The sequence below is a fragment of the Dyadobacter sp. HNCC25DJ186 genome, from assembly GCF_056895235.1.
Map to the genome: position 1 here is coordinate 653,926 of NZ_JBXHAS010000003.1, position 12,876 is coordinate 666,801.

11 protein-coding genes are annotated in these 12,876 nt (G+C 40.9%); 6 read left to right on the top strand and 5 right to left on the bottom strand.

Annotation, left to right across the window (positions count from 1 at the left end; genetic code table 11):
• Window positions 1-206: 206 nt before the first annotated feature.
• From AC1XUO_RS12610 to AC1XUO_RS12620, 3 genes are all read right to left on the bottom strand, one after another.
• Entirely contained in the window at window positions 207-1,697 is a 1,491-nt protein-coding gene (locus AC1XUO_RS12610) for an IMP dehydrogenase (RefSeq protein ID WP_483330173.1), read from the bottom strand.
• Window positions 1,682-2,119: a hypothetical protein gene (locus tag AC1XUO_RS12615; protein ID WP_483330174.1), complete on the bottom strand. Its 438-nt coding sequence runs from the start codon at window positions 2,117-2,119 to the stop codon at window positions 1,682-1,684. The genes AC1XUO_RS12610 and AC1XUO_RS12615 overlap by 16 nt, the downstream gene beginning before the upstream one ends.
• Before the next feature lie 577 nt (window positions 2,120-2,696).
• Window positions 2,697-3,200, bottom strand: coding sequence for a hypothetical protein (locus tag AC1XUO_RS12620; RefSeq protein WP_483330175.1), 504 nt, complete (start codon window positions 3,198-3,200; stop codon window positions 2,697-2,699).
• Between the two features lie 365 nt (window positions 3,201-3,565).
• Here AC1XUO_RS12620 and AC1XUO_RS12625 point away from each other — a divergent pair, with 365 nt between their 5' ends.
• On the top strand, window positions 3,566-3,724 hold the full coding sequence (locus AC1XUO_RS12625) for a hypothetical protein (RefSeq protein WP_483330176.1): 159 nt from the start codon (window positions 3,566-3,568) through the stop codon (window positions 3,722-3,724).
• A 15-nt stretch (window positions 3,725-3,739) separates the two neighbouring features.
• On the opposite strand, the gene AC1XUO_RS12630 is transcribed toward AC1XUO_RS12625, so the two are convergent.
• Window positions 3,740-5,224: an aminotransferase-like domain-containing protein gene (locus tag AC1XUO_RS12630; RefSeq protein ID WP_483330177.1), complete on the bottom strand. Its 1,485-nt coding sequence runs from the start codon at window positions 5,222-5,224 to the stop codon at window positions 3,740-3,742.
• Between the two features lie 217 nt (window positions 5,225-5,441).
• Between AC1XUO_RS12630 and AC1XUO_RS12635 the strand changes: the two genes are divergently transcribed.
• The 3 genes from AC1XUO_RS12635 to AC1XUO_RS12645 all read left to right on the top strand — a co-directional run bounded on the left by AC1XUO_RS12635 (window position 5,442) and on the right by AC1XUO_RS12645 (window position 8,379).
• Window positions 5,442-6,692: an asparagine synthetase B gene (locus AC1XUO_RS12635; protein WP_483330178.1), complete on the top strand. Its 1,251-nt coding sequence runs from the start codon at window positions 5,442-5,444 to the stop codon at window positions 6,690-6,692.
• 137 nt (window positions 6,693-6,829) lie between these two features.
• Window positions 6,830-7,732 (top strand): UbiA family prenyltransferase, encoded by a 903-nt coding sequence (locus tag AC1XUO_RS12640; RefSeq protein WP_483330179.1) that lies wholly within the window; start codon window positions 6,830-6,832, stop codon window positions 7,730-7,732.
• A gap of 5 nt (window positions 7,733-7,737) precedes the next feature.
• Window positions 7,738-8,379 carry a class I SAM-dependent methyltransferase gene (locus tag AC1XUO_RS12645; RefSeq protein WP_483330180.1) on the top strand — a complete coding sequence of 214 codons (642 nt, stop codon included), beginning with the start codon at window positions 7,738-7,740 and terminating at the stop codon, window positions 8,377-8,379.
• On the opposite strand, the gene AC1XUO_RS12650 is transcribed toward AC1XUO_RS12645, so the two are convergent.
• Window positions 8,376-9,866, bottom strand: coding sequence for a YfcC family protein (locus AC1XUO_RS12650; RefSeq protein ID WP_483330181.1), 1,491 nt, complete (start codon window positions 9,864-9,866; stop codon window positions 8,376-8,378). The two genes, AC1XUO_RS12645 and AC1XUO_RS12650, sit on opposite strands and share 4 nt — an antisense overlap.
• A gap of 246 nt (window positions 9,867-10,112) precedes the next feature.
• Between AC1XUO_RS12650 and AC1XUO_RS12655 the strand changes: the two genes are divergently transcribed.
• Window positions 10,113-12,566 (top strand): heavy metal translocating P-type ATPase, encoded by a 2,454-nt coding sequence (locus AC1XUO_RS12655; protein ID WP_483330182.1) that lies wholly within the window; start codon window positions 10,113-10,115, stop codon window positions 12,564-12,566.
• A gap of 90 nt (window positions 12,567-12,656) precedes the next feature.
• On the top strand, window positions 12,657-12,809 hold the full coding sequence (ccoS, locus tag AC1XUO_RS12660; RefSeq protein WP_483330183.1) for a cbb3-type cytochrome oxidase assembly protein CcoS: 153 nt from the start codon (window positions 12,657-12,659) through the stop codon (window positions 12,807-12,809).
• Window positions 12,810-12,876 lie beyond the last annotated feature (67 nt).

Here is a 12,876-nt window from a genome sequence, read left to right on the forward strand (position 1 = left end):
CCAGTAATATTTGCAGCGGACTGGTGTTACGGTTACCCGAATACGTATTAATATTGTCAGCCACCTCAATTTTCCAAACTCCTACATGAAAACAGGGTTCGGAAATGATGCGGCGACAAGTAACAAAATAGGTTCCTGATTAAAACAGAGAAAGCTGACCGGCATTTACCAGTCAGCTTTCTTTTATATAATCGGAGTAACGGTTGTTATTCCTTAACGATCACATCATGAGCACCGCCTTCAACGATACTAACAGAAGACACCAATGTGATTTTAGCTTTTTCTTTTAACAGACTAATTGAAGTTGTTCCGCAGCTGCACATGGTCGATTTTATTTTACCAACGGTAACAGCCAGGTTATCTTTCAAACTTCCGGCGTATGGAACATAACTGTCGACGCCTTCTTCGAACTTCAATCCGTCTGCTGTATCGCCCATGTCGTAACGCTGCCAGTTGCGTGCCCGGTTGGAGCCTTCTCCCCAATATTCTTTCACGTAATTCCCCTGAACGATTAATTTACGTGTCGGACTTTCATCAAAACGGGCGAAATATCTTCCCATCATCAGAAAATCGGCACCCATCGCCAAGGCTAAAACCATGTGATAATCCTGTGCAATTCCTCCATCAGAACACAATGGAACGTAAACTCCGGTTTCTTTAAAATATTGATCACGAGCCTCAGCCACTTCGATCAGGGCCGTCGCCTGACCGCGGCCTATACCTTTTGTTTCTCTGGTAATACAAATTGAACCGCCGCCAACGCCAACCTTAATGAAATCGGCTCCTGCTTCAACCAGATATAAAAATCCGTCTTTATCGACAACATTTCCAGCGCCCACTTTCACTTTATCACCAAACTCAGCTTTGATATATTGAAGTGTTTCTTTCTGCCATTCTGAAAATCCGTCAGAAGAATCGATGCAAAGCACATCAGCACCAGCATCAACCAAAGCCGGAACTCTTTCTTTGTAATCACGTGTATTAATTCCAGCTCCAACAACCAGTTTCTTTTGAGAATCCGAAAGTTCAAGCGGGTTGTCTTTATGGTTGTCGTAATCCTTACGGAAGACGAAAAATTTAAAATTGTTGTTTTCGTCAATTACTGGCAAGCTGTTCAACTTGTGATCCCAGATGATATCATTGGCTTCTTTTAAAGAAATCCCCAGTTGCGCGGTAACAAGATTTGCGAAAGGTGTCATAAACTCTTTCACTTTTTTATCCAGTCTGTCGGTACTTGTGCGGTAGTCCCGGCTGGTTACGATCCCTAAAAGTTTTCCTTCGGCAGTTCCGTCATCCGTGATCGCGATTGTCGAGTGACCAGTTTTGTCTTTTAATTGAATGACATCTTTTAAGGTATGCTCCTGCGTAAGATTTGCGGTACTGATAACAAAACCAGACTTATGATTTTTCACCTTCCGGATCATTGCCGCCTGCTCCTCAATGCCTTGTGAGCCAAAAATGAAAGAAAGCCCTCCGTTTTTAGCCAGCGCGATCGCCATTCCATCGTCAGAAACTGACTGCATGATCGCCGACACAAAAGGAATATTAAGTTCAATATCAGATGTTTGTCCTTTACTGAATTTGGTTAGCGGGGTTTTCAAAGAAACGTTGTTAGGAACACATTCCTTGGTTGTCAGACCTGGAATCAACAGGTATTCGCTAAAAGTCCTTGATGTTTCGTTTAAATACTGAGCCATTTTATTTGTTTTTTAGGTTTTATGACGCCCTTAGCCGTAAACACAATTTCGGTTAGAATCTGCCTTTTAAAATGCATCGCTGCATGGTCAATATTAGATTTTACCGATAAATTTGTCTGACAGCCTAAACTGGCAAGCGTCGCATTTTGAAGTTTTAATTTAAAAGAGGATGTTATTTCCGGAGCAGACGAAACGTCAGCATATTCTTCCGAAAATTTCATAAAAACGTATTCTGAGGATCTAAATTCAATCTGCGAAGTAGAAAAAGCAGAGATTACATTACAAAAAAACCTGACAGTCAGATTCTTATCAGGAGTTTCATATCTTTTCAAATTTGCCGTTCTGTGCCCTTGCTGCTTTATTCCTGCAACTTTCCGGCTTTTCTGCCCGGGCAACTCAACAATTTTGAAACCTTTTTTCATAAATTTATTTATAGAGAACATTATTTCCGTGAAATAATTCACTTCAAACCGAATATAATTTTTCTACGGATGGCAATTTATCCGGCAGAGCAAAATACAATTTCAATTCGGTATCAGATGTTCTTTATATAAAGGCACAAAAGTAGTACATTTTAAGACAGTTTCACGATTTATAATGAGAAAATACTATGATTGACGTTATACCTGGATTGGATGGTAAAGCAATTTCTAAAAAGTGAAACTGAAATAACACATAGCGACAATAGAATCCGCATAAATTGTCAGATCAAATTTAGTTGTTCTGTAAAGTATTTCTCATTGCGCTACCTGCCATCGGCTCGGCGACTTTCAACGATCAGATGCATGCCAGGAATTATATTTTGGACCACGAAAGTTCGTCTGAAAAATTCGCCTGAAAAAATCTTTCTATTCTTTATTGTAGGAATTGATAAGATGTACATGGTTATAGGAATGTTTACAACAAGTTCCGGTTCAAATAAATTTGACACTGTAACGCATATACGTAAAAGGGGCACTTTCTATGAAAGTACCCCTTTTACGTAATGATAGCTGTAAATTATTTGTAGCCGTAAGCGGCAACTGTTTCGGTTTTTTGATTGCTGAATTCAGCACGCCCGTCATATCCATCAACTACTACCACATGGGCTCCCATGCCCGCAGCTTGTTTCTTCATTTTTTCCATGTCGTGCGATTCAAAATTGGCTATCCCATGACCCTGGCGGCCTGATTTCACCTTGATCTCACCCTTCTTCATCAAGCCAACAACCAATAGGGGGTTTGTTGTCAGAATAATTTTTTGCCAATCTTCCTGACCACGAATTTCTACTTTTTGGCTTATCGGCTCAATACGACCGGACTTATAAATGATTTTTTCAACTTCTGCCTTTCCTAACTTCGACGAATTTTGATTCTCAGGTTCCGTATACACAATCGTGCTTTCCGTAATATAATTTACCTTGGCATTGAGTTTTGAACCATTATGTTTAACAATAATATCCTGACCTTGAACTAGTTTAAATGAACTAAGCATAACAAAGAGTGCGAACAAGTATTTCTTCACTTTTTGGGAGAGTTTAGGGTTATAATCAGGCAAATATATGATTAGAATTTATTCTATAAAAATAATGACTATAAATATCAACAAACCAACTTAAATCATAACAATAAAAAGATGTAAATATAAAATTATACTATAACAACATCTTAATCAAAATCGAATTTTTTTACCCGGCATATTACCATTTCTTAATGGCAATTTATCATAACACCGGATAAGCTTAAAATGCGCCTATTTCTTATTACATTTGAAAAATACAGCCTGCCACCTACTCAACGCGAAATTTCATAATTGGTCAGTCCCTCCTGCGATTAGCCATAAATTACTACGATACAACTGCTTAACCGTTGAGCTACCTCCTTGTAATAATGAATAAGATTATAGAAATTTTCATCAGGGGCATAATTTCTCTGATCTGGCTTGTTGCCACCATTGTAACTTCGCTAATTCTATCTCCCTTTCTACTGGCAGGATGGCTATCGCGGATCGTCACGAAAGACGAAAAGGGTAAATCCAGTGAAGATTGATTCTAGTCGGTATTGTCAACTTGTTTTCAGTGCATGTTTTAGAATGTCTATCGCCTGTGTCATCTCAGGTTCTGTCAAATTACCGAAACCCAGGCGCATTGCCGTTACACTTTCCGTCTGGTACAGAAGTTTTTGAGGTAAATGCAGATTTTGGCTTGCGCATTTTTTGCTGATCCGCATCAGATTTAAAGCGGGATCCCATTTTGTCCAGATGGATAGTCCACCCGATGGAGAAGTAAAAGTCACATATTCATCTAACGCTGAGGAAAGTAACCGACATAAACAATCTCTTCTTTCCTGATAAATTTTAACGGCTTTTTTTAGATGGCGCTGAATTTCACGTTCTTCCAATAATTCACCCAGAGCCTGTTCCATCAGCATATCACCCTGACGATCCACTATTCTACGTAACTTCCCCAATTCCTGGATCAGATTTTCCGGGGCTACCAAATATCCGGAACGAAATCCTGGTGCCAGTGAATTACAAAACGATCCGATGTAAACCACCATCCCATGCCGATCCGCGCTGGTGAGCGGTAACACGGGGCTGCTATTGTAGTGAAAATCGTAATCATAATCGTCTTCCAGGATAATAAACCCATACTGGACCGACAGACTCAATAATTCCAGCCGGCGTTCAGCTGTGAGCGTTACCGTCGTAGGATAATGATGATGTGGGGTCAGGTATAGCATTCTTATTTTTCTGGTTTCGCAGAGCTTTTTGATCGCTTCCACAGAAATCCCGTCCTCATCTACGGGTACGGAAAGAATTCCTGCCCCGGCTTCCTGAAAAATCATATTGGCAACATAATAACTCAGGTCGCCCACAACAACAAGATCGCCTTTATCAATAAGCAAATTAGCGGCGAGGTAAATGCTCATGTGAATACCTCTGGTCGTCAAAATATTTTGCTTGTTGATATGCAAACCCCGTGTATTATTCAAATAATTAGCCAGTGTCTCCCGGTAAAATTCATTGCCTTCAACATGAGAATAACCAAAATGCTTGTGGCTGCTTTTTCGTTTCAGAATGCCTCCATAAACTTTTGAAAGTCTGTCTAACGGAGCAAGCCTGATATCGGGAAGACCATCGGTAAATTCCAGCTTGGCATTTGTGCTTACCGTCGGTATGTCAAGTAATATGTTTTGTCGGATATGAAATCCGGTTTTGGAGGGATAACTTGTCAGAAATTCGGTATTGTATTTTAATGAATCTGATCGCTTCGCAGGTGATTTACTACTGACAAATGTCCCTTTGTTTGGAATAATTTCTGTCCAGCCCTGCGCATTTAGTTCATCGTAAACAGAGACAATTGTCTTCCGGTGAACCGTCAATTCCAGCGACAATGCCCTTGAACCAGGCAGCTGAATTCCGGGAATAAGCACGCCGCGCTGAATTGCATTGATCAACTGATGTACAATCTGAAGATAAATGGGCGTATCAAGAAGGCGGTCAATGATGACCAAACTTTTAAATGGAATCTGAACCGGACTACTCATAGCCCAAAATTAATAAACTTCAAGGAGCCGGCAACTGTGATATCAAAATCTGATATAGATGTTCTTATGACAGGGCTGTCCGGTATCCCTGGAAATTCGATCATAACGTTCGAAGAAATAATTTATACCTCTGAATTTCAAGTGGATAAATTAGTTTTTATTCGTTAAATTTGAGTCTGCTCAGCTTTCCAAATTGGGTGATGTACCGGTTTTGATTATGGTAAAAAAACTTTTATCCATTCTCCTGGTTTTTATTTCGTCGGCTTGCCTGGCGAACGCTATACTGATTCCCATGGATCAGACCCAAACCAATCATTTAAAAGCTTATGGCCTGGCTTATCTTCTTCTGAAAGACGAAATGGACGTCGACTGGCTTCTCAACTATCGCGGCGGAAGTTTTATGGTCAGGTATTCGAAAGCGGTTGAAAATGAATGCAAGCTTCGCGCTATTTCTTTTGAGATCATCTCAGACGCTTCCAGCCAAATGATCACTTCAAAAATTGCGGATCCGGATGTGAATATGGAAGTGATCAAACTGCATACCGCTGCAAAAATTGCCGTGTATTCTCCTGTAAAAATAAGTCCATCCGAATTTGAAAATACTGATGCGGTTTTGCTTGTTTTAAAATATGCGGAAATACCTTTTGAAATTATTTACGATGAGGAAATCCTGAAAGGCGACTTGCCAAAATATGACTGGGTGCATTTACATCATGAAGATTTTACAGGCCAGTTTGGTCGAAATTTAAGACGAATGTCTGAAAATGACGTCAAGGCTCAGGAGGCTATTGCGAATCGTTACGGTTATGGCAAAGTTTCGCAAATGAAACTGGCCGTCGCCAAAGCGATCAAGGAATTTTGCGCCGGCGGGGGATTTTTGTTTGCCATGTGTTCTGGTGCCGAAACTTTTGATATCGCCCTTTCGGCAGAGGGAATTGATATTGTAGATGATATCGACGGCGACGGACATGATCCCGACGCACAGTCGAAGCTGGATTTTTCCAAAACTTTTGCCTTTCAAAATTTCAAACTTCACCTCAATGAGGAGCAGGGAAGCTCTTTTTCAGATATTAATGCCACCGGTGGAAGATCATGGTATAGCGAAAATGAAGACTATTTTTCGCTTTTTGATTTTTCTGCAAAATGGGACGTCATTCCTGCCATGCTGGTGCAGAATCATGAACATCTGATACGCGAGTTTTTCGGTCAGACCAATGCTTTCAGTAAAAATACGGTTAAACCAAACGTCCTGGTGATGGGAACAAGCGGTTCTTCGGACCGATACATTTACGGAGAACTTGGCCGCGGTCAGTGGACATTTTATGGCGGTCATGACCCGGAAGGGCGCCGCGGAGGAAACCGGAGAATGGCGACTGACCTTCACTTATATCCTAATTCGCCCGGATATCGCCTTATTTTAAATAATGTACTTTTCCCTTCTGCTAAAAAGAAAAAAAGAAAGACCTGAATTCATTCGAAACATTTCAAGTATAATCCCGGCTGCCCAACTTTAAATTTATATATTTCCAAAAACATCAATACTTTCGAATCTGAGCAAAATAATTCGCCGGATAAGACATAGTAAATACGGAAACTGGAATTAAGGTGGGTAGAAAAGTTGTCGAATTTATATTTTTTGGAAATTACTTTGTCGGCACCCTGGCAGTGGCGCTCTCCATTGAATCTGCCTTTCAGTTACAGCTGCATTTTAATTCTGCCTACTATTATTTGCTGTTGTTTTTTGGTACGGTGATGTACTACACCTACGCCTATTCAGGAATATTAAGTACTACCGAATCTGTCAATCCACGAACAATATGGTATGCAAAACATTATCAGTTTATTCGTTACAGCCAACCCATATTATTAGCGATCTGTATATCCTTATCCATGGTTTTACTCACAAGGTATTACCATAACATTTTACATTTACCTCTTAAATACTGGCTCATTGTAGCCGTCGTTTCTCTGGCTGCCATTTTTTATTATGGTCTGTCGTTTTTAAAAATAAATCTAAGGAACACCGGCTGGCTGAAAGCTTTTATCATCGGTTTTGTGTGGGCTTGTTGTGTAAATTTATTACCGCTGGTTATTCTGCAGATAGAACGTGGAAATTACTACGTCGACCCGGTTCTCATGTCCTGGCTTTTCATGAAAAACTGGATGTTCTGCACAGTTAATGCCATTATGTTTGATTTGAAAGATTACGAAGATGACTCCAACCAACAGCTGAAAACATTTGTGGTAAGATATGGTCTAAAAAAAACGATCTTTTCTGTACTGACGCCACTGCTGCTGGTTGGCTTAATCTCTCTGTTGTTTTTTGCAAACTTCATGCATTTCAAACCCATTGTGTTACTTTTTAACCTGATCCCATTTGTGCTCATGCTGGCTGTTGCGTGGACAATGCTGCGGCACAAAAATATTATGTATTATCTCATTGTTATTGACGGATTACTATTGGTTAAAGCAATCTGCGGCATCGCCGGCTCTCAATTTATTCATTAATCAAAATGTCACAGAGTCCTGATTTTAATCGTGTTGCGCGTCCTTATGACTTCCTCAGTCGTTTGGTTTTCGGAAATGCACTGGTTGAATCGCAGGTTAGTTTGCTGAACCATATTCCGGAAAACAGCAATATTTTAATCGTTGGAGGCGGAACAGGCTGGATTTTGGAAGAAATATCTAAAATACATAATACAGGCCTCAACATCGTTTATGTCGAAGCTTCTGCGAACATGATCTCATTATCAAGAAAGCGAAATATTGGAGAAAACACTGTTTTTTTTATTCATCAAAATATTGAAACATATCATTCCAGGACATTATTTGATATCGTCATCACGCCGTTTTTCTTTGATCTGTTTACAAAAAGTGATGTCTCAAAGTTGTTTTTACATATTCATAAAATACTAAAAACAAATGGATTATGGCTGTATACCGATTTCATTCCGCCGGAATATCAGACCAGATTCTGGCAAAAAATGTTGATAAAATCGATGTATCTGTTTTTTGGAATGTTAAGCAGTGTAGAAGCCCGCACACTGGTAAACATGGACAAATACTTTGAAAAAGATTATACTATAATCTTTGGGAAATGGTTTTTCGGGAAATTTATCAGGAGTAATGTTTATCAAAAAAGGATATATAATTAAATAACCAGCCAGATCGCACAAAACAAAAACAAGACAAGAATCATAGGCCAGATAAATTTCCACCAGGCTTTCGGACTGACGTTGGCCAGTGCTAACGACGGCAAAATCATGCCGGTTGGTGTGATCAATCCCATAATGCCCATGCCGAATAAATAACTGTTCACGATATCTTTTCCGGGAACTCCTGCTACAACCGCCAGTGACCCTAGTATCGGCATGGTAACAACGGCCATACCTGATGATGAAGGAATTACCAGAGTCAGAATCATGTAAACGACTAGCAACGAAACAATAAATAACGACGGAGGCATTTGACTTACCACCATTGAAGCGTAATACAAAAGAGATCCACTGATGTTTCCGGCATCTAAAATCGTTGTCACTCCTCTCGCGACGCCGATGATGAAAGCTACCCCCAACAGACTTTCAGCACCTTTGATAAACTTTTCGATAAATTCTTTTTCACCCATCCGCATCACCAGCGCCACAACGACGGACGCCACCACAAATATCGCAGACATTTCCAGCAACCACCAATCCAGAACGACTACGCCAAAAATCAAGATTGAAAAAGTCGCGGCGAAAATCAGAATCAAAAAACCCGAGCGACGATCAAGAGATTCAGGAAATTTATCAGCTTCATTTATTGACGGATATGGCGATTTGACAATACCATCTGTTCGGTATACAAGGGATGTCGCAGGATCTTTTTTAACTTTTTTGGCATATCTGACAACATAGACAACAAAGATGGAAGTGGTGATGACCATGACGGCCAGTCTTCCGTATAACCCGTCAGCCCAGTTGATCCCCGCCGCATTTGAAGCGATAATGGTTGAAAATGGATTGGAGAATGACGACAAATAACCCAGCGTATTTCCTCCGTGAATCACAGCGACGGGAACCAGCAAATCGTAACCTGCCGCAAGAAAAAGCGGAATTAGTACCGGATAAAAAACAAGCGCTTCTTCTGCCATTCCAAAAGAGGATCCACCCAGAGAAAAGAGAAAAGTAAGCACAATAATGAGCCAGGCTTCCTGCCCTTTCATTCGGTAAGAAAGAGCGATCAATCCTCTGTCCATCGCACCAGTTGAGTAAAAAACATTGATAAAACCACCAATCATCAGCACAAAAAGGATGATATCAATTGTATCATAAATGCCTTTTAACGGGGCCTGTACAATCGATACAATTCCTTGTGTTTTTTGCGGCAGTCGATGATAACTACCTGGAACAGAAATCGGTTTCCGTATATCTCCATTTTTAAATTTTTCAAGCTTAATCAGCACATCAAGGCTGTCCAACGTATGTTGTGTGAATGGCAAGGTAAGCTCCTGGTTCGTTTTGCTCAGCTGAAAATTACTTCCTGAACTATAAGCAAGGGTGTCATATTTCCCGGCGGGCACAAACCGGGTTGCAACGGCTGCCAGAATAATGACAAGCATTAATATCGTAATCGGCGTCGGAAGTTTTTTGATCGATGGCATCTGAAAGAGCACTTTGAGCTAAGGATTTAAATGTACCAGATTAAATGAAAACAGCGTGGATCCTGATAGAATATTTTTGCTGACGAAAAGGAAATACTGACCAAAGTCATGAGTATTCCTCTCTCAGGTCATCTTCTCAGCCGGCCTAATCCACCAAATTTGACTATTGTTTTTGATAACTGTAAGATTACACCCAACAGCAATCTAAAATACTGTTTTTCAACAAGATGACAACTTCCTTCGATTATGAAACCCGGTGAAAATACTACGCTCGAAAAAGAAATTCACGAAAAGCACACCTGTTATCATTGCGGGGAAGAATGCAGGGACGATGTTATCCAGTTTGATGAACACGAATTTTGCTGCGATGGCTGCTCTGTTGTTTACGACCTTTTGAAAGAAAATGACCTGTGCCGGTATTATACAATTGACGGTGCGCAGGGAATTTCTCCGGATGAATCTTACTTCCCGGGCAAATATGATTATCTCGATCTACCCGAAGTAGCGGACAAGTTGCTCGAATTTACAGATGGAAAACTCGCCCGCATCAACTGGCTTGTTCCAAAAATGCACTGCAGTTCCTGTATATGGCTTCTGGAACAATTGAACAGACTGAATCCGGCAATTCGTAGTTCCGTTGTAAATTTCCCCGAGAAAAAAGTAAGGATCACCTACGATTCGCAGCAAATAAAACTGAGCGAACTCGCTGCATTGATTACCCGGATTGGTTATGAACCCTACATCAGTTTAAATGATGTCGAGGGAAAACAGATCAGGAAATGGAACCGGACAAGGTTATACAAAATCGGTATATCTGGTTTTGCTTTCGGTAACATCATGATGTTGAGCTTTCCCGAATATTTTCATTTAAGTGAAAGCAGCTCCGACGAAAATCTGGGATATCTTTTCAGCGTATTGAATCTGGTATTGAGCCTTCCCGTATTTTTCTATTGCGCCGCTGATTTTTTCAAATCTGCCTGGTCTGCATTGAAAGGGAAATATCTGAATATCGACGCACCGATCGCCCTGGCTTTGCTTTGTGTTTTTATTACCAGTTTGTATCAAATTATCAGCCAGACCGGCCCAGGGTATTTTGATTCCTTAGCCGGTGCCGTATTTTTCATGCTGATTGGCCGGTATTTTCAGGATAAAACCTATGCCGGGATTTCTTTCGATCGCGACTACAAATCTTATTTCCCTGTTGCAGTAACTGTTATCAAAAACGGAATAGAAAATCGCGTCCCGATCACAGAACTTCAACCAGGAGAGCAAATGCTGGTTCGAAATCAGGAATTGATTCCCGCCGACGCCGTTTTGCTGAGCCCAAGAGCTTTGATCGATTACAGCTTTGTATCCGGAGAATCCGAACCTGTTGAGCGGAAAAAAGGTGATACCATCTACGCAGGAGGAAAACAGACAGGTTTGTCTGTTGAACTGGAAGTACTTAGAAGAGTTTCCCAAAGTTACCTTACACAGCTCTGGAACAACGACACATTTTCCCGTGAAAAAGAAAACCAGAATCAAACGCTCGCTGCACGAATTAACAAGTATTTTTCTGTGATCGTTTTAGGCATTGCGGTTATTACATTCCTGAGCTGGTTTTTTATTTTAAAAAATCCGGAAACCGCTTTTAACGCATTTACAACCTGTCTGCTCGTTGCCTGCCCTTGCGCACTGCTTTTGTCGTCTACTTTCACGAACGGAAATTTATTGAGTCTTTTTGGAAAAAACCGCTTTTATCCAAAAAATGCGCATGCCATTGAAAGGCTGTCCAAAATTGATACGGTGGTATTTGACAAAACCGGGACCATCACGCAGATTAATGACGCGGAAGTAGCGTTTATCGGGAAAAGTTTAACAAGCGAAGAATTGGTCATGATTAAGACGCTGGCTTCCCAATCGTCACATCCACTTAGCAGAATGCTGGTCAGAGAGCTTGACCATATCAATGCCAGCAAACGTATACTCACAGCGTTTGTAGAATCTGAGGGACAAGGCATGAGCGCGATGTGGGGCAAAAAGGAGGTAAAACTGGGCTCTGCAAAATGGGTCCGAAGCGTAAATCTTTTTGAAAAATCAGATAACGCTTCTCACGTCTACGTTTCTATCGACGCTATAATCAGGGGATACTTTACCTTAAAAAGCAAATATCGTCCGGAATTAAATGATACTGTTTCGCGTTTGCAAAAATCCGGATTTGACACCTATCTTTTGTCAGGAGATAAGCCCACGGACAAGCAGCTTTTGACACCCGTTTTTGGCGCTGAATCCAATCTTTTATTTGAACAAAAACCAGAGGAAAAATTGCGGTTTATTGAACATTTACAACTTCAAGACCACCGGAATGTTTTGATGATAGGAGATGGATTAAACGATGCCGGAGCACTCCGACAAAGCGATGTGGGACTAGCTGTTTCTGACGACATCAACAACTTTTCCCCTGCCTGTGATGCCATTATCGAAGGAAATCAGCTTGTCCGTCTGCCTGCGTTTATCAGACTGGCAAAGTCCGGTCAAAGTATCATCAAGGTCAGTTTTGGAATTTCATTGTTCTATAACATCCTTGGATTAACCTTTGCCGTTTCAGGAAAATTGTCGCCGGTGATCGCCGCCATCCTGATGCCGGTCAGTTCTATCACCATCGTATTATTCACAACCGCCGCCAGCAACCTTGCAGCAAGGAAATGGCTTAAAAACTGATTAAGATCAGTTAAATGCAGGTCAAATGTCATCGTTCAGCGAAGCCCCATCCGGTAGTTTTGGGGTATCAAATAACACAATCCGAAAGTCATGAGCGCCCTTTATATTTTAATTATCGCCAGTCTGCTTGTGGCGATTGGTTTCCTGGGAGCATTCATCTGGTCGGTCCGCAAGGGTCATTTTGACGATGATTATACGCCAGCCATCAGAATCCTGCTGGATGACACGGACACTAAACCTTGAATCTCAAAGCAAAAATTTTTCAATAACCTTCTCAGATATCACCCAAATTTATTCACCATTCTTTGTT